This window comes from Pseudomonas sp. R4-15, assembly GCF_055768815.1.
In genome coordinates this window covers 1628482-1646991 of record NZ_CM147293.1, presented here as the reverse complement: position 1 = coordinate 1646991, position 18510 = coordinate 1628482, and the positions used below count along the sequence as shown (strand labels likewise).

The 18510-nt window shown below is 67.0% G+C and carries 13 protein-coding genes; all 13 read right to left on the bottom strand.

Going from position 1 to position 18510, the window contains the following annotated elements:
- Positions 1 to 12: 12 nt before the first annotated feature.
- Complete coding sequence (locus ACYRGX_RS07730; protein WP_473056026.1) at positions 13 to 951, bottom strand: transglutaminase family protein; 939 nt, start codon at positions 949 to 951, stop codon at positions 13 to 15.
- Positions 948 to 3434, bottom strand: coding sequence for a circularly permuted type 2 ATP-grasp protein (locus ACYRGX_RS07725; RefSeq protein WP_473056025.1), 2487 nt, complete (start codon positions 3432 to 3434; stop codon positions 948 to 950). The genes ACYRGX_RS07730 and ACYRGX_RS07725 overlap by 4 nt, the downstream gene beginning before the upstream one ends.
- A 45-nt stretch (positions 3435 to 3479) precedes the next feature.
- Positions 3480 to 6779 (bottom strand): transglutaminase family protein, encoded by a 3300-nt coding sequence (locus ACYRGX_RS07720; RefSeq protein WP_473056024.1) that lies wholly within the window; start codon positions 6777 to 6779, stop codon positions 3480 to 3482.
- A 224-nt stretch (positions 6780 to 7003) separates the two neighbouring features.
- Entirely contained in the window at positions 7004 to 7915 is a 912-nt protein-coding gene (gene lpxC, locus ACYRGX_RS07715; RefSeq protein WP_473056023.1) for a UDP-3-O-acyl-N-acetylglucosamine deacetylase, read from the bottom strand.
- A 109-nt stretch (positions 7916 to 8024) separates the two neighbouring features.
- Positions 8025 to 9212 carry a cell division protein FtsZ gene (gene ftsZ / locus ACYRGX_RS07710; protein ID WP_473056022.1) on the bottom strand — a complete coding sequence of 396 codons (1188 nt, stop codon included), beginning with the start codon at positions 9210 to 9212 and terminating at the stop codon, positions 8025 to 8027.
- 52 nt (positions 9213 to 9264) lie between these two features.
- Positions 9265 to 10515 carry a cell division protein FtsA gene (ftsA, locus tag ACYRGX_RS07705; protein WP_473056021.1) on the bottom strand — a complete coding sequence of 417 codons (1251 nt, stop codon included), beginning with the start codon at positions 10513 to 10515 and terminating at the stop codon, positions 9265 to 9267.
- 20 nt (positions 10516 to 10535) lie between these two features.
- Positions 10536 to 11408, bottom strand: a complete 873-nt coding sequence (locus ACYRGX_RS07700; RefSeq protein ID WP_473056020.1) for a cell division protein FtsQ/DivIB — start codon at positions 11406 to 11408, stop codon at positions 10536 to 10538.
- Between the two features lie 2 nt (positions 11409 to 11410).
- Positions 11411 to 12355, bottom strand: a complete 945-nt coding sequence (locus ACYRGX_RS07695) for a D-alanine--D-alanine ligase (RefSeq protein WP_473056019.1) — start codon at positions 12353 to 12355, stop codon at positions 11411 to 11413.
- Positions 12352 to 13758 carry a UDP-N-acetylmuramate--L-alanine ligase gene (murC, locus tag ACYRGX_RS07690; protein WP_473056651.1) on the bottom strand — a complete coding sequence of 469 codons (1407 nt, stop codon included), beginning with the start codon at positions 13756 to 13758 and terminating at the stop codon, positions 12352 to 12354. Before murC ends, ACYRGX_RS07695 begins: the two co-directional genes overlap by 4 nt.
- Positions 13759 to 13792: 34 nt before the next feature.
- Positions 13793 to 14860, bottom strand: coding sequence for an undecaprenyldiphospho-muramoylpentapeptide beta-N-acetylglucosaminyltransferase (gene murG, locus ACYRGX_RS07685; RefSeq protein ID WP_473056018.1), 1068 nt, complete (start codon positions 14858 to 14860; stop codon positions 13793 to 13795).
- Entirely contained in the window at positions 14850 to 16076 is a 1227-nt protein-coding gene (gene ftsW / locus ACYRGX_RS07680) for a putative lipid II flippase FtsW (RefSeq protein WP_473056017.1), read from the bottom strand. Before ftsW ends, murG begins: the two co-directional genes overlap by 11 nt.
- Positions 16073 to 17419: a UDP-N-acetylmuramoyl-L-alanine--D-glutamate ligase gene (murD, locus tag ACYRGX_RS07675; RefSeq protein ID WP_473056016.1), complete on the bottom strand. Its 1347-nt coding sequence runs from the start codon at positions 17417 to 17419 to the stop codon at positions 16073 to 16075. Before murD ends, ftsW begins: the two co-directional genes overlap by 4 nt.
- 7 nt (positions 17420 to 17426) lie before the next feature.
- Positions 17427 to 18509, bottom strand: coding sequence for a phospho-N-acetylmuramoyl-pentapeptide-transferase (gene mraY / locus ACYRGX_RS07670; RefSeq protein WP_473056015.1), 1083 nt, complete (start codon positions 18507 to 18509; stop codon positions 17427 to 17429).
- Position 18510: the final 1 nt, after the last annotated feature.

The window sequence follows — 18510 nt, the reverse complement described above, 5'->3', positions numbered from 1 at the left end:
CCCCGGCGCGTGCTACGGCTCGGCGGCCACGGCTGTTTCGCCCTCCGGCAAAACGGTCACTTGCACTTCCGGATCGTGGCTGCCGCCACCGAGAATCACCCCACGCAGCGGCGAGACATCGGAAAAGTCCCGGCCCCAGGCCAGGATGACGTGTTCCAAGTCCGGCATCAGGTCATTGGTCGGATCGAAGTCCACCCAACCGAACAGCGGGCAGTAGACCGACACCCAGGCATGCGAGGCATCGGCGCCGATCAGACGCGGCTTGCCCGCTGGCGGCCGGGTCAGCAGATAGCCGCTGACATAGCGCGCCGCCAGACCGCGGGAACGCAGGCAGGCCAGCATCAGGTGAGCGAAGTCCTGGCAGACGCCTCGACGCTGTTCCAGTACCTCCAGCAACGGCGTGGAGACCTGGGTCGCCGCCGCATCGAAGGTAAACTCCTCGAAGATCTTCGTCGTCAATGCACGCGCCGCCTGCAGCAAGGGCCGCCCCGGAGTGAAGCAGTCAGCGGAGAAATCCGCGAACAGATGCTTGATACGCACCGCCGGCGATTCGAAGCGAAAGCGACTGGCCTCCAGCGAGGCCAGGCCAGGCGCGCGGCCGCTGTAGCCGAGCGAGGCACAGGCGGCCTCCCAGGCGGGCGACCGCCACAGGTCCAGCTGCGGCCGCGCCAGCACCTCGACCTCCAGTCGCGCTTCCACTCGCAAGGCCTGATGCGGCCGTTCGAAAGCCAGGCGCGTCAGCGGATTGCCGAACACATCCAGCTCGTCCTGACGTCGGCTCGGCTCCGGCGACACCCAAAGACTCTGCGACAGGTTGCGCTGCCAGGGCGACTGTCGTGGCCACAGGTGCGCCAGTTGCTTGGCCAGCGACACCGGCGCGGCGTAGCGGTAATGGGTGTCGTGCAGCACCTGGTAGCGGGCACTGCGCGGACGTTCGGACGACGGACTCATAGCGACACCGTCTGCCGGCTGGCATCGATGTGGGCAAAATGCCTGAGCGCGAGACGGTCGGAAAGCTGGCCGACGGTCGCCGAAACCTCCAGCAGCAGTCGCCCCAGCCCATCGAAGACTTCGCGCAGACCGCTGTTGCCGAACAGCGGACTCTCCAGCGCCCCCAGGTCGACGCCGCGCAGCCGCGCGACCAGTCCACCGAGCTCGGCATCGGCCGCCGGGTCGTCGAACTGCTGGCCAAGATGAGCCAGACCGCCCTGCACCTTGAGCAATTGGAAGAGCACGGCATGGGGGTTCTGCTCGTCGAGCAGCAGCAGATCCAGCACCGGGATGACCTGGGGCACCGCCAGGTAGCGCGAGCGATAGGTCAAGGTGCTGTTGCCCAGTTCCAGCAGCCAGTCCAGAGCCGCCTGATCCTGTGGATCGTTGCCGGCGAGGAATCCGGAAATGGCCTCGCAGAGAAACTGCAGGCGCTCGATGCGCCGGCCAAGCATGAGGAAGCGCCAGCCATCATCGCGGGTCATATCGTCGAAGGCGAAACCGGACAGGCCGGACAGCGTGCGCAGCAGGCGGTCGAGGAACTCCAGCAGCTCGCCGAAGGCGGCATCCTTGCGCTCCAGGGTATGCGCCTCGCGCTGGATGTCCATCAGCGTCAGCCAGTTTTCCTGGGACAGCCGGCCACGCACCTGGGCGGCCGTCCAGTTCAGCCGCTGCAGATTGGCCCGCAATCCGGTAGCCCAATCCTCGCCGAGCAAGGCCTGGAACAGGCGGTCCTCCAGCGCACCGGCCTCCGCGTCGGCGAGCACGCCCATGCCCTCGGCCAGTTGCACCGCCGCCGTCAGGGCGGCGGGCGCATCGTCATCGCCCAGGTAGCGGCTGAGCACCACGCGCAGCAGGCGCGTGAGGTCGTCGCAACGTTCGGCGTAGCGACCGAACCAGTAGAGGTTTTCCACCACCCGCGAGGGCAGATAGGGATCACGGCGAATCACCTGCGCCGCGCCGAGGATGCGAGGGGCCAGCGGCTCGCCGCGCGCCTCGCGGCCGGCGAGCACCCAGGTGTCCTTGCTGCCGCCGCCGGTCTGCATGGTGACTTCCTGGGCGCCGGAGTCACCGGCGACGCGGGTCAACCCGCCCGGCATCACCTGGTAGCCCCAGGGCGAGGCCACCGCGTAGACGCGCATGCCGATGGCCCGCGACTGCAATTCGCCGTCCAGCCACACCGGGGCCTGCGACAGTTGCGCGACCTCCTGGGCGACATAGGCGTAGGGCCGCGCGCGCAGGCGCTCGGCGAGGCGCGCCAGGCCCTCGGCGTCCAGGTCGCCGCCGAACACCGGGGCGAAACGCTGACTGGGAAACGCCGGACGCACCATCAGCCGGTCCAGACGTTCCAGCGCCTGATCCAGCACCGGCGCCTCGCCGCACCACCAGGTGGCGATCGACGGGAGCGTCAGCGACTCGCCGAGCAGGCGCTGGGCGATCTTCGGCAGGAAGCCGAGTAGCCCGGGGGATTCGAGCACGCCGCTGCCCAGTGCGTTGGCCACCAGCACGCGCCCCTGGCGCACCGCTTCGAGCAGGCCCGGTACGCCGAGGGCGGAATCGGCGCGCAGCTCCAAGGGGTCGCAGAAGTCGTCATCCAGGCGGCGAAGCACACCATGCACGCGCTGCAGGCCATCCAGGGTCTTCAGGTAAAGCGTGGCATCGCGCACCGTCAGGTCGCTGCCCTCGACCAGCGGGAAGCCCAGTTGGCGGGCGAGATAGAGGTGCTCAAAGTAGGTTTCGTTGAAACGCCCCGGGGTGAGCAGCACCACCAGCGGGGTTTCGCCCAGTTCTCGCGGCGCCTGGCTCATCAGGGTTTCGCGCAGGGTGCGGAAGTAGCCGGCCATGTGCTGCACGCGCAACTGGCGGAAGGCCTCGGGGAACAGGCGCGAGACGATCTGCCGGTTCTCCAGCGCATAGCCGGCGCCGGACGGTGCCTGGGTGCGGTCGGCGATGACCCACCAGCGGCCATCCGGCGCACGCCGCAGGTCCGCGGCATAGACATGCAGGAAGGCTCCGCCCGGCGGTTGGATACCCTGGCATGGCCAGAGGAAGTTCTCGTGTCCGAAGACCAGTTCCGCGGGCAGCAACCCCTCGGCGAGCATGCGCTGCGGACCGTAGATGTCCGCCAGCAGCGCATCGAGCAGGCGCGCGCGCTGCGCTACACCGGTGGCGAGCGCCTGCCATTCCTCGGCGGGAATCAGGTTGGGCAGCAGGTCCAGTTCCCAGGGGCGATCGGTACCCAGCGGATCGGCGTACACGTTGTAGGTGATGCCATTCTCCTGGATCTGCCGCGCCAACTGCTCGCGACGTGCCTCCAGGGGCTCGGGGCCGCCACCGATCAGCTTGCGATGGAAGGCGCGCCAGTGCGGGCGGACCCGCCCGCTGGCGTCGAGCATCTCGTGGTAGGGGCCGGCGGGCCGGCTGGTTTCGCGCAGGGATGACATGCAAGGCTCGGTGCTGGATACGGGCGCCTCAGCTGTCCTGCGCCGCTAGCGGCGCAGGTCCAGGGTCATCGGCAGCTCGGGGCTGCGCGGAACGGCGACAGGCGCGATTTTGCCCGGACTATGGCCCAGACGGAAGAACCTCGCCAGTCGTCGGCTCTCCGCCTCGTAGGCGTTCACCGGGAAATGCTCATAGTTGCGCCCGCCCGGATGGGCCACGTGGTACTGACAGCCGCCGAGCGAACGCTGCATCCAGGTATCCACCAGGTCGAAGGTCAGCGGCGCATGCACGCCAATGGTCGGGTGCAACGCGGAGGCGGGCTGCCAGGCCCGATAGCGTACGCCCGCGACGAACTCGCCGACCGTACCGGTAGGCGTCAGCGGCACCGGCACGCCGTTGCAGGTGAGTACGTAGCGATCCGGCGCCATGCCGCTGAGCTTGATCTGCATGCGCTCCAGCGACGAGTCGACGTAACGCACGGTGCCGCCGGTGGCGCCTTCCTCACCGAGCACGTGCCAGGGCTCCAGCCCTTGGCGCAGTTCCATGTCGATGCCCAGCACCTGCTGGTCGCCGACCTTCGGGAAGCGAAACTCGAAGTGTGGCGCGAACCAATCCTTGCGCAGCGGGAAGCCGGCGATATTCAGCTCGGCGATGACATCGGAGAAATCCTGCTCGACGAAATGCGGCAGCAGGAAGCGGTCGTGCAGCTCGGTGCCCCAGCGCGCCAGGCGTGCCGGGCGGTAGGGCTGGTCCCAGAATCTCGCCACCAGCGCGCGCAGCAGCAGTTGCTGGGTCAGGCTCATGCGCGCATGCGGCGGCATCTCGAAGGCGCGCAGCTCCAGCAGGCCCAGGCGCCCCGTGGAAGAGTCCGGCGAATACAGCTTGTCGATGCAGAACTCCGCCCGGTGAGTATTGCCAGTGACGTCCACCAGCAGGTTGCGCAGCAGCCGGTCGACCAGCCAGGGCGGGCACTCGGCACCCGGCTCGGGCATCTGCGCGAAGGCGATCTCCAGCTCGTAAAGCGCGTCGTTGCGCGCCTCGTCCACACGCGGCGCCTGGGAGGTCGGCCCGATGAACAGGCCGCTGAACAGGTATGACAGCGAGGGGTGGTTGTGCCAGTAGCTGATCAGGCTGCGCAGCAGGTCGGGGCGCCGCAGGAATGGAGAGTCGGCCGGCGTGGCGCCGCCGAGCACGAAGTGGTTGCCGCCGCCGGTGCCGGTGTGACGCCCGTCGACCATGAACTTCTCCGACGACAGGCGCGTCAGTCGCGCGGCCTCGTAGAGGAATTCGGTACGTTCGGCGAGCTCGTCCCAGCTGGAGGACGGCTGGATGTTCACCTCGATGACGCCCGGGTCGGGGGTCACCCGGAAGTTGCCCAGGCGCGGATCGGCGGGCGGCTCGTAACCTTCGAGCACCACCGGACAGCGCAGTTCGCGGGCGCTGGTCTCGATCGCTGCGACCAGTTCCAGATAATCCTCCAGGCGCTCCAGCGGCGGCATGAACAGGTAGAGCCGGCCCTCACGCGGTTCGGCGCACAGCGCGGTACGTACGATACCGTCGGCCGACTCGAAGAGCTTGGGCGGCTGCCCGACGCCGCCGCTGCGCTCGCTGTGCTGCGGATACAGCGGGGTGCGCAGCTGCTGCTGGATCTGCGGATGGCTCGGCAGCGGCGGGAAGGCCTGGTTCGGGTCCTGCGGATTGACGTAGGGATAATCCGCTTCGCTGACCCAGGGCTGCGAGTCCAGCGGCAGGCGATAGCCCAGCGGAGAGTCGCCCGGCACCAGCCGGCAGTGCTCGTCGCGCAGGAACCAGGGGCCGGTCAGCCATTCGCTGGCGTCGGCGCTACGTACCAGCGGCAGCACCTGCCCGACGATTTCACCCAGGCCGCGGCCGAAGACCTTGCGCAGGCGCTCGCGCTCCAGCGGGTCGGCCAGGCGCGGATCATCGGGGGTCACGTTCGCCGGCAGCTTGCGCTCGCGCCAGAGGTAGTAGAGCCAGTCCTCGTAGGCCGGGAAGCTGTATTCGGCACTGATGCCCAGGTGGCTGGCGACGCTGCCGAGGAAACGCGCGGCCATCCGCGCATCGGCCCCGTAGTAGCGGGACTCGTCGGCGTAGAGCGTCGGATCGCGCCAGATCGGCTCACCGTCCTTGCGCCAGAAGCAGTTCAGTGACCAACGCGGCAATTGCTCGCCGGGGTACCACTTGCCCTGGCCGAAGTGCGCCAGGCCCTGCGGGGCGTAATGTTCGCGCAGACGATGGAACAGCTCGCCGGCCATGCGCCGCTTGTTCGGACCGAGCGCGGCGGTGTTCCACTCCGCGTCGTCGGGATAATCGACGGCAATGAAGGTCGGCTCGCCGCCCATCGTCAGGCGGACGTCCAGGCGCTGCAGCTCGGCGTCGAGCTGGTGGCCGAGACGATCGATTTCGGCCCACTGCTCATCGCTGTAAGGCTTGGTGACGCGCGGCGCTTCCCAGATGCGCTCCACGCGCATCTCATGGGAAAACTCGCATTCAGCCTCGTCGACCAGACCGGAGATCGGCGCCGCCGAAGACGGTTCGGGGCTGCACGCCAGCGGGATATGGCCCTCGCCGGCGAACAGTCCGGAGGTCGGATCCAGGCCGATCCAGCCGGCGCCGGGCAGGTAGACCTCGCACCAGGCGTGCAGGTCGGTGAAGTCCACCTCGGTGCCCGAGGGCCCGTCCAACGCCTTGACGTCGGCGGTGAGCTGGATCAGGTAGCCGGAGACGAAACGTGCCGCCAGGCCCAGGTGGCGCAGCAACTGCACCAGCAGCCAGGCCGAGTCACGGCAGGAGCCCGAGGCCAACGTGAGGGTTTCCTCCGGCGACTGCACGCCGGGCTCCATGCGGACCAGGTAGCCGACGTCTCGCGACAGGCGCTGGTTGATCTCCACCAGGAAGTCGACACTGGGCGTCGGGGTACGCGGGATCTGCGCGAGATATTCGGCAAAGCGCGGCAAGGCCGGCAACTGCACCCGATAGGGCGCCAGTTCGCGCTCTTCCTCGGCGCTGTAGGCGAAGGGAATCTGCTCGGCGTAAGGCTCGAGGAAGAAGTCGAAGGGGTTGAACACCGCCATCTCGGCGACCAGGTCGACGGTGACCTTGAATCGATCGGCCTTTTCCGGGAACACCAGGCGCGCCAGGTAGTTGCCCTGGGGATCCTGCTGCCAGTTGATGAAGTGCTGGGCGGGTTCGACCTTCAACCCGTAGGAAAGGATGCGGGTGCGGCTGTGGGGCGCCGGGCGCAGACGAACGATCTGTGGGCCCAGTCCGACAGGTCGGTCGTAATGGTAGTCGGTGACGTGGTGCAACGCGACGTGGATCGACACGAGGTGCCTCCTGCAAGCCTGGACGATACCGCTTGCCGCGCAAGTCTCATGCCATCCACGGATGGCGCCTGGCGACGGCGGCAGTGCACAGCTATAGCACCAAATCGAGGCAATGCCACGCACGTTCGTCTCTCGGCTGCACCAGAACGGTGGGAGCCCGACGAAGAGAAACGCGCCAGCAAAAGAAAGGCCGCCCGAAGGCGGCCTCAAAGGGAGGGGTGACGCTATACGGCCGCGGCAGGCCGCATGTAGGAGATCGGTGCCGCTTCGAGGCTATCGAAGGTCACCGTCTCCCAGGCATCGCGATCGGCAATGAGGGTACGCAACAGCCGGTTGTTCAGCGCGTGACCGGACTTGTAGCCCCGAAACTCGCCGATCAGGCTGAAGCCGAGCAGGTAGAGGTCGCCGATGGCGTCGAGAATCTTGTGCTTGACGAACTCGTCCTCGTAACGGAGGCCGTCTTCATTGAGCACGCGGTCCTCGTCGACCACGATGGCGTTGTCCACACTGCCGCCCAGCGCCAGGTTATGGGAACGCAGGAACTCCAGGTCGCGCATGAAACCGAAGGTCCGCGCGCGGCTGACTTCCTTGACGAACGAGGTGCTCGAGAAATCCACGCTGGCGACTTGCGTGCGACCACGGACCACGGGGTGGTCGAAGTCGATCTCGAAACTGACCTTGAAACCGTCGAAGGGAATGAAGGTGGCGCGCTTGTCGCCCTCCTCCACGGTCACCTGGCGTTTGATGCGGATGAACTTCTTCGGCGCGTCCTGCTCTTGCAAGCCGGCGGACTGGATGAGGAAGACGAAGGGGCCGGCACTGCCGTCCATGATCGGCACCTCGGAGGCGGACAGTTCGACATAGGCGTTGTCGATGCCCAGCCCCGCCATCGCCGAGAGCAAATGCTCGACGGTGTCCACCTTGACCTCGCCGTTGAACAGCGTGGTCGACATGGTGGTTTCACCGACGTTTTCGGCGCGCGCGGGAATCTCGACGACGGGGTCGAGATCGATGCGACGGAACACGATGCCGCTGTCCACCGGCGCCGGCTTGAGGGTCAGGTAAACCTTTTCCCCCGAGTGCAGGCCGACGCCGGTGGCGCGGATGATGTTCTTCAAGGTGCGTTGTCTGATCATGTCGATGGCCGTGAGCGATACTGCGAAAGGCTATGAAGAATGGTCGGGAATGATAGCAGAACCCGATTTTGCTTCACACCAATCAGCGCGATCCCTTCGATAGCCTCCCTCAATCAGCCTGACGACGCAGGAAAGCCGGGATGTCCAGGTAGTCGAGATCTTCCTGGGCACTCAGCTTGGCGGCGGCGGCGGCATTGCTGTGCTGGCGCTGCACGGTCGGACGCTCGTAGCGCTTGTAGTCCACGCCACCTTCCGGGTTGTGCTGCGGCGCAGCCGGCTGTGCTGCGGGCGCGGCAGCCACCTGAAGGGTGTTGTCGACCACCTTGACCGGCTTCTCGATACGCATGCCCAGGCCCGTGGCGACCACGGTGACGTGCAGTTCGTCGCGCATGTCCGGATCGATCACGGTGCCGACCTTGACGGTGGCCTGCTCGGAGGCGAACTGCTCGATGATGCTACCGACGTCCGAGTACTCACCCAGGGACAGATCCGGACCGGCGGTGATGTTCACCAGGATACCGCGCGCGCCCTGCAGGTTGACGTCCTCGAGCAGCGGATTGCGAATCGCCGCCTCGGTGGCCTCGCGGGCACGGTTCGGGCCACTGGCGCAGCCGGTGCCCATCATCGCCATGCCCATCTCGCTCATCACGGTCTTCACGTCGGCGAAGTCGACGTTGATCATGCCCGGACGCTTGATGATGTCGGAGATGCCGCGCACGGCGCCGGCGAGCACGTCGTCGGCCTTGGCGAAGGCGGACAGCAGGCTCGCATCCTTGCCGAGGATGGTCAGCAGTTTCTCGTTGGGGATGGTGATCAGCGAGTCGACGCTGTCGGCCAGGGACTTGATGCCCTCGTCGGCGATGGACATGCGCTTGCGTCCCTCGAAGGGGAACGGGCGGGTGACCACGGCCACGGTGAGGATACCCATCTCCTTCGCCACCTGGGCGATGACCGGAGCGGCGCCGGTACCGGTACCGCCCCCCATGCCGGTGGTGATGAACACCATGTCGGTGCCCTGCAGGACTTCGGCGATGCGGTCCTTGTCTTCCAGCGCGGCCTGGCGGCCGACATCCGGATTAGCGCCCGCGCCCAGGCCCTTGGTGACGCTGGGGCCAAGCTGCAGCACGGTGCGCGCAGTGATGTTCTTGAGCGCCTGGGCATCGGTGTTGGCGGTGATGAACTCGACGCCTTCGATACCGCAGGTGGCCATGTGATTAACGGCGTTGCCGCCACCGCCACCGACACCGATGACTTTGATGACTGCCGTCTGTGGAACGTTATCTACCAATTCGAACATTTCCCCTCTCCTTTCGCCTTTTTGGAGTTACCGCTACCGCTGCCGCGATGTGTTAGAAATTGCCCTGGACCCAGCGCTTGATGCGCTCCAGGGGTGAAACCTTGGGTTCGTCGTCGTAGTGCACCGGGCTGCCGCTGGACGGAATGCCGTCCGACTGCTTGCGCAGGCCGTAGAGCAGCAGGCCAACGCCGGTGGAATAGATCGGGTTGCGGACCACGTCGGCGAGCCCCTTGACGCTGTAGGGCGTGCCCAGGCGCACCGGCATGTGGAAGATTTCCTCCGCCAGTTCGACCGCACCTTCCATCTTCGAAGTACCGCCGGTGAGGACGATACCGGCCGGAATCAGATCCTCGTAGCCACTGCGCCGCAATTCCGCCTGAATCAGCGTGAACAACTCGTCGTAGCGCGGCTCGACCACCTCGGCCAGGGCCTGGCGGGACAGCTCGCGGGGCGGACGGTCGCCTACGCTGGGCACCTTGATCGTCTCGCCGGCGCCGGCCAGCTTGGCCAGGGCGCAGGCGTAGCGAATCTTGATTTCCTCGGCGTACTGGGTGGGCGTACGCAACGCCATGGCGATGTCGTTGGTCACCTGATCGCCAGCAATCGGGATCACTGCGGTATGACGGATGGCGCCTTCGGTGAAGATCGCGATATCGGTGGTACCCCCACCGATGTCCACCAGGCACACGCCCAGTTCCTTCTCGTCCTCGGTGAGCACCGAATAGGCCGAGGCCAGTTGCTCGAGAATGATGTCGTCCACTTCCAGGCCGCAGCGACGCACGCACTTCTCGACGTTCTGCGCGGCGTTCACCGCACAGGTCACCACATGGACCTTCGCCTCCAGGCGCACCCCCGACATTCCCAGCGGCTCGCGCACGCCTTCCTGATTGTCGATGACATAGTCCTGCGGCAGCGTGTGCAAGACCCGCTGGTCGGCCGGTATCGCTACGGCCTGTGCAGCATCCAGTACGCGCTCGAGATCAGCGGGGCTGACCTCACGGTCACGGATGGCCACGATGCCGTGTGAATTCAGACTGCGAATGTGATTGCCCGCCACGCCGACGAACGCCGAGTGGATACGGCAGCCGGCCATCAACTGCGCTTCTTCGACGGCGCGCTGGATCGACTGCACGGTGGATTCGATGTTCACCACCACGCCCTTCTTCAGGCCGCGCGAGGGGTGCGTGCCGATGCCGACGATCTCCAGGTCGCCGTCAGCCGTCAGCTCGCCCACCAGGGCCACCACCTTGGAGGTGCCGATGTCCAGGCCGACGATCATCTTGCCGCTTTGCACGCTTGACATGCTGTCCCGTTCTCCTCGGTTCATTGCGCGGCAGCGACCTTCGCCGCCGCCTCCGCGGGCAGTTCGCGCCAACCCACGGCAAGGCCGTGGGGATAGCGCAGGTCGACCCGCTCTACGTTCGCGATCTGGCCCTTGAGGGCCTTCTCATAGATGCCGGCGAAACGCCGAATCTTCTCCACCAGGTGCTCGCGCCCCAGCAGCATGTCCAGTTGCTCGCCGCTTTCGTTGGCGCGCAGACGGGCGAACCAGCTGCCCCGCTCGCGCAACTCCAGACCGACGATGGAAAAGCCCAGCGGCCGCAGCATCTGGCTGAGGACCTGGTACTGCTGCATCACGCGCTGTTGCGCACGGCTCGGGCCGTCCAGGCGCGGCAGGTAGTCGTAGCTCTCCAGACGCCGCGGGGCGAAGGCCTCGCCGACGTTGTTGAGCAGTTTGGCGTCGCCCCAGCGGGCAATCGGCAATTGCTCGTCGAGGCGCACGTGCACCTCGTCCGGCCACACACGGCCAACTTCGGCACGGGCGATCCAGGGCATGCTTTCCAGCGCCTGGCGCATGCCGTCCAGGTCGATGCCGAAGAAGCGCGCATTGACGTAGGGCGCGATGCGCTGCTGCACAGCCTGCTGGTCGATGTAACCCAGGTTGCCCTCGACGCTGACCTTGGCGATCGGCCGATCGGCATAGGGCAGCAACTCATCCGACAGTTGGTAGGCACCGGCACCGAGCGCGAGCAGCAGGAACGGCCAGGCCATGCGCTTGACGCCCGCCAGGCTCGGACGCGGCAGACGCAGGCGCAGCGGCTCATGCACCACCGGGCGGCTGGCGCCCCGCGGGGTCGGCTTGCTGCGCATCGGGCCACGCAGTTGCGGCGTATCGCGGAAGAGGACGGCGCCCATGTTCAGCTCCTCGCCTCGAGGCTGTCGGCGAGCACCGTCAGCGCCAGTTGCGGGAAGTCCAGGCCAGCGGCACGCGCGGCCATCGGCACCAGGCTGTGATCGGTCATGCCGGGAACGGTGTTGACCTCCAGCAGCCAGAAGGCGCCGTCGGCGTCCTGCATCACGTCGACGCGTGCCCAGCCGCGCGTCCCCACGGCCTCGCAGGCGCGGGCGGTCAGCTCGCGCAACTCGGCTTCTTTCTCGGGGCTGAGCCCGCAGGGAATGCGGTACTGGGTATCGGCGGCCAGGTACTTGGCGTCGTAGTCGTAGAACGTATGCGGCGTCCCCAGTGCGATCGGCGGCAGCACTTCCTCGCCGAGCATCGCGATGGTGAACTCCGGTCCGTGGATCCACTGCTCCACCAATACCTGGGAATCGAATTGACGCGCGGCCTGCCAGGCAACGACGAGTTCGTCGAGATTTGTCACCTTGGCCATGCCGATACTGGAACCTTCATGGGCCGGTTTGACGATCAGCGGGAAGCCCAGTTCCGTAGCGGCCGACCGGCAGTCGGATTCATTGCGCAAGACCGCGTGCAAGGGGGTCGGCAGGCCCAGGCTGGTCCACACCTGCTTGGTGCGCAGCTTGTCCATGGCCAGGGCCGAGGCGAGGATGCCGCTGCCGGTGTAGGGAATTCCGGCGCACTCGAGCAGACCCTGCATCGAGCCGTCTTCGCCACCGCGACCATGCAGCACGATGAACGCGCGGTCGATCTTCTCCTGGCTCAGGCGCTCGAGGAAATCCGTCCCCACATCGATGCCGAAGGCATCCACGCCGGCCTGCTGCAGCGACTGCAGCACCATGGCGCCGGACTTCAGCGACACGTCGCGCTCGGCACTGGCGCCACCGTAGAGCACGGCGACGCGACCGAATTCGCTGGCCGCGGGCAGACTGCGACGCGCGCTCATTGACCTTCCCCTTGCCCGCCGAACAGCGGGCTACGCAGCAGTTGCGGCGCCAATGCGCCAATGTCGCCGGCGCCCTGGCAGAGCAGGATGTCGCCGGGCTTGAGCAGCGGCCCGAGCACCGGCGCGAGGTTGGCGCCGCGCTCGACGTAGATCGGATCGAGCTGACCGCGCTGGCGGATGCTGTGGCACAGGCGACGGCTGTCGGCACCGGGTATCGGCTCCTCGCCGGCCGGATAGACCTCCATCAGCAACAGCACGTTGGCATCGCCAAGCACCTGCACGAAGTCTTCGTAAAGATCGCGGGTACGGCTGTAGCGGTGCGGCTGGTAGACCATCACCAGGCGCCGCTCGGGCCAACCGCCACGCACGGCCTTGATCACCGCAGCGACCTCGCGCGGATGGTGGCCGTAGTCGTCGACCAGCATCACGCTGCCGCCGTCCACCTGCAGCTCGCCATACACCTGGAAGCGCCGGCCGACGCCCTGGAAGTCCGCCAGGCCACGGGCGATGTCGCCCTCGTCGATGCCTTCGTCACTGGCCACGGCGAAGGTCGCCAGTGCGTTCAGTACGTTGTGGTTGCCCGGCATGTTGACCGACAACGCCAACGGCTCGCGGTCCTTGCGCAGCAGGGTGAAGTGGGTACGCATGCCTTCCTGGCGCACGTCCACCGCGCGCAGGTCGGCATCCTCGGAGAAGCCGTAGGTGAGCGTCGGCCGGCCGACTTGCGGCAGCAGCTCGCGCACCACCGGGTCGTCCACGCAGAGCACCGCCAGACCGTAGAACGGCAGGTTGTGCAGGAAGTCGACGAAGGTCTTCTTCAGCTTGCCGAAATCGCCGCCGTAGGTGGCCATGTGGTCGGCGTCGATGTTGGTGACCACCGCAACCATCGGCTGCAAATGCAGGAAGCTCGCATCGCTCTCATCGGCCTCGGCGATCAGGTAGCGGCTGCTGCCCAGTTGCGCATTGGTGCCGGCGGCGGTCAGGCGCCCGCCGATGACGAAGGTCGGGTCCAGCCCACCGGCGGCGAATACCGAGGCCAGCAAGCTGGTGGTGGTGGTCTTGCCGTGGGTGCCGGCCACCGCGATGCCGTGGCGATAACGCATCAGCTCGGCGAGCATTTCCGCACGCGGCACCACCGGGATGCGCTGCTCCAGCGCCAGGGCCACTTCCGGGTTGCTGGTGTTCACCGCGCTGGATACCACCAGCACATCGGCACCTGCGATGTTGCCGGCCTGGTGGCCGATGAAGATCTGTGCGCCGAACTGCGCCAGGCGCTCGGTGACCGGCGAGGCGCGCAGGTCCGAACCGGAAACTTCGTAGCCCAGGTTGAGCAGCACCTCGGCGATGCCGCACATGCCGACCCCGCCGATACCGACGAAATGCACACGACGGATGCGGCGCATGCGCCGGACTTCGGCCTTGACCGCCGCAGGAGACTTAGCCACGGGCCACCTCCAGGCAGATATCCACCACCTGCCGGGTGGCGTCGGGCTTGGCCAGGCCACGGGCGGTGGCGGCCATGCGCTGCAGCAATTGCGGTTGCATCAGGATCTCGCTCAGTTGGGCGGCCAGACGCTCGGCGTCCAGGCTCGCCTGCGGCAGCAGCACGGCAGCGCCGGCGTCCGCCAGGAATCGGGCGTTATGGGTCTGGTGGTCATCGATGGCGTGCGGCAGCGGCACCAGCAGCGCCGGCAGTCCGGTCGCGGCCAGCTCGCTGATGGTCAGCGCACCGGCGCGGCAGACCACCAGGTCGGCCTCGGCATAGGCCGCGGCCATATCGGATACGAAGGGCTCGACGCGCGCCTCGACGCCGGCTTCGCGATAGCGTTGCGCGGTGATCTCGGCATGCTGCCTGCCGGCCTGGTGGAACACCTGCGGACGCACGTCCTCGGGCAGTTGCGCCAGGGCCTGCGGCAACAGCTTGTTCAACGGTTCGGCCCCCAGGCTGCCGCCGAGCACCAACAGGCGTGGCCGACGGCCATCGAGCGCCGTACGCGGCTCGAGGAACAGCTCGCTACGCACCGGATTGCCGGTGGTGCGACGCTTATCGCTGGCGGTGAAGGTCCCCGGGAAGGCCTCGCAGACGCGCTTGGCCAGCGGTGCCAGACTGCGGTTGGCGGTACCGGCAACGGCGTTCTGCTCGTGGATCACCAGCGGCACGCCTGCCAGCTTCGCGGCCAGACCGCCAGGACCGGTGACATAGCCACCCAGCCCCAGCACGCACACCGGACGCAGTTCGCGCACAACGCGACGAGCCTGCGCCAGCGCCCGCAGCAATTGCAGCGGCGCCTTGAGCAGCGACAGCTTGCCCTTGCCACGCAAGCCACTGACCTGGATGCGATGCAGCGGCAGCCCGGCGGCCGGCACCAGCTCGTTCTCGATACCGCGCGGCGTACCCAGCCAATGCACCTCGAAGCCACGCGCCTGGAACTCGCGGGCACAGGCCAGCGCCGGAAACACATGGCCACCGGTGCCACCTGCCATGATCAGGACCCTAGCGGCCATGCCGGGCGCCCTCCAGTGCATCCAAGGGAAAATCCTCTTCGCCGAATTCCACGTCCTCGCTGCCGAGCATGCCGTTGCGGCGTTCCCACTCGATGCGCAACAACAGCCCCAGGCTGACGCAGCAGATCACCAGCGAGCTGCCGCCGTAGGAAAGGAACGGCAGGGTCAGGCCCTTGGTCGGCAGCAGGCCGATGTTCACGCCGATGTTGATGAGGAACTGGCCGATCCACAGCACCGCCAGGCCAAACGCCACGTAGGCGGAGAAAAACTGCTTGGCGCGTTCGGCCCACAGGCCGATGTAGAGGGCACGCACGCTGACGAAGACGAACAGCGCTACGGTGAGCAGCGCACCCACCATGCCCAGTTCCTCGGCAAGCACGGCGAAGACGAAGTCGGTGTGCGCCTCGGGCAGGTAGAACTGCTTCTGGATGCTGTTGCCCAGGCCTACGCCCAGCCATTCGCCGCGGCCGAAGGCGATCAGCGCCTGGGTCAGCTGATAGCCGGAGCCGAACTGGTCCGCCCAGGGATCGGTAAAGGTGGTCAAACGCGCCATGCGATAGGGCTGCGCCTGCACCAGCACGAACACCGCCAGGCCGGCCAAAGCCACCAACAGGCCGAAGCGGAACAGACCGACGCCACCGAGGAAGAGCATCGCCGCAGCCGCCCCCATCAGCACCACGGTGGCGCCGAAGTCCGGCTCCATCAGCAGCAGCAGCGCCATGGGCAGCAGCACCACGAAAGGCTTGAAGAAGCCACCCCAGCTTTCGCGCACTTCCTGCTGACGGCGCACCAGGTAGCCGGCCAGGTAGAGCACCACGAAGACCTTGGCGATCTCCGACGGCTGGATGTTGAACATGCCGAAACCGATCCAGCGCATCGAGCCGTTGACCTCGCGGCCGATGCCCGGCACCAGCACCGCCAGCAACAGTACGAAGGCGGTGGCGAGCAGCCACCAGCCCAGGCGCTGCCAGAGCGCCATCGGCACCAGCAGGGTCGCCAGACAAGCCACGCTACCGATTGCCAGGTAAACGAGGTGACGGACCATGTAATAGAACGGCGTGCCGGCGTTCGCCGAGGCGACCTCGGAGGACGCCGAGGTGATCATCACCAGGCCCAGGCCGAGCAATGCCAGGCAACCGGCGAGCAGCGGGAAGTCCAGGTCGATGCCGCGGGGGTTGAACAGCGGCGAGGGTTCGCGGCGCAGCCAGTCGATCATGCCAGGCCCTCCACCGCACGGGCGAACAGACGTCCGCGTTCCTCGAAGTTACGGAACATGTCCAGGCTCGCGCAGGCCGGCGAAAGCAGCACGGCATCGCCCGCCTGGGCCTGTTGCGCGGCCAGCGCCACCGCCTCGTCGAGGCTCGCGACGCGCAGCAGCGGCGCAGCACCGTGGAGCGCATCCGCCAGCTTGCCGGCATCACGACCGAGCAGGATCACCGCACGGCAGTAGCGCTGCACCGCCGGGTGCAGCGAGGCGAAATCGGCGCCTTTGCCGTCGCCGCCGGCGATCAGGACCAGCTTGCCGGCGATATCCGCACCCAGGCCGTCGATGGCCGCCAGCGCGGCGCCGACGTTGGTCGCCTTGGAATCGTCGTAGTAATCCACGCCCTGGCGTGCGCCGACCCACTGGCAGCGGTGCGCCAGGCCGGTGAAGGTGCGCAGGGTTTCCAGCATTGGCGCGAACGGCAGGCCGGCCGCGTGACCCAGGGCCAGAGCAGCGAGCGCGTTGGACTGGTTGTGGGCGCCGCGGATCTTCAGCTCGCGCACCGGCATCAGCGCGGTGAACTCGAAGGCCAGGTGCAACTCACCGGCCTCCTCGAGCAGGCCGAAGCCCTTGAAGTCGGGCTTGCCCAGGCCGAAGGTCCAGCACGGCACCTGCTCGGCGATCAGCGGCCGCGACAGCGCATCGTCCCGATTCACCACCACCTGGCGGGCGCCACGGAAGATCCGGTGCTTGGCCAGGTGGTAGGCCGGCAGGCCACTGTAGCGGTCCATGTGGTCTTCACTGACGTTGAGGCAGGTGGCCACTTCGGCGTTCAGCCGCTCGCTGCTCTCCAACTGGAAGCTGGACAGCTCGATGACGTAGAGCTCGACGGCCTCGTCCAGCAAGTCGAGTGCCGGCGTGCCGAGGTTGCCGCCCACCGCGACGCGCTTGCCCGCGGCTTGCGCCATCTCGCCGACCAGAGTGGTGACGGTGCTCTTGGCGTTGGAACCGGTGATCGCCACGATCGGCGCACGCGCCGCGCGGGCGAACAGTTCGATGTCACCCGACAGTTTCACCCCGCGCAGCTCGGCAGCCTGTAGCGCCGGCGTGGCCAACGGCAGGCCGGGACTGACATAGAGCTCGGCGGCGCGGCAGAGGAATTCCACGTCCAGCTCGCCGCAACGCACCTCGACCTGGGGGAAGTCGCGCTTGAGCGTTTCCAGCTCCGGCGGGCTCGCACGGGTATCGGCCACGGCGAACGGCAAGCCCTGGCGCGCCAGGTAGCGCACCAGGGACATGCCGCTCTTGCCGAGGCCGACAACGATGCGGAACTGGTCGGAAGCGATCAGGCTCATGGCGTCCTCAACGCAGCTTCAGAGTGGCCAGGCCGATCAGCACCAGGATCACCGTGATGATCCAGAAGCGCACGATCACGCGGGGCTCGGGCCAGCCCTTGAGTTCGAAATGGTGGTGGATGGGCGCCATGCGGAAGACCCGCTTGCCGGTCAGTTTGAAACTGGCGACCTGGATGATCACCGACAGGGTCTCGACGACGAAGATGCCGCCCATGATGAACAGCACGACTTCCTGGCGAACGATCACCGCGATGGTGCCCAGCGCGGCGCCCAGCGCCAGCGCGCCGACATCGCCCATGAAGACCTGCGCGGGGTAGGTGTTGAACCAGAGGAAGCCCAGCCCGGCGCCGATCAGCGCGCCGCAGAAGATGATCAGCTCGCCGGCCCCGGGGATCGACGGGATCAGCAGGTACTCGGAGAAATTCGCGTTGCCCGACAGGTAGCAGAAGATGCCCAGGGCACCACCGACCATCACCGTCGGCATGATCGCCAGGCCATCGAGACCGTCGGTGAGGTTCACCGCGTTGCTCGAGCCGACGATGACGAAATAGGTCAGCACCACGAAGCCGAAGCCCAGCGGAATCTCGATGTTCTTCAGCAGCGGCAGGAACAGCGTGGTCTCTTCCGGGGTTTGCGCGGTGAGCCAGAGGAACAGCGCGGCGCCCAGGCCGAATACCGACTGCCAGAAATACTTCCAGCGGCTTGGCAGGCCGCGGGAGTTCTTTTCGATCACCTTGCGGTAGTCGTCGACCCAGCCGATGGCGCCGAACAGCAGGGTGACCAGCAGTACGGTCCACACGTAGCGGTTGGACAGGTCGGCCCAGAGCAGCGTGCTGATCGCGATCGCAGAGAGGATCAGCGCGCCGCCCATCGTCGGCGTGCCCTTCTTCGACAGGTGCGACTGCGGGCCGTCGTTGCGCACGGCCTGGCCGATCTGCCGCAACTGCAGGGTGCGGATCATCCAGGGACCGAGCCACAGCGCGAGCACCAGCGCGGTGAGCACGCCGAGAATGCCGCGCAGGGTCAGATACTGGAAGACCCCGAAGCCCTTGTGGAATTGTTGCAGATACTCTGCCAGCAGCAGCAGCATG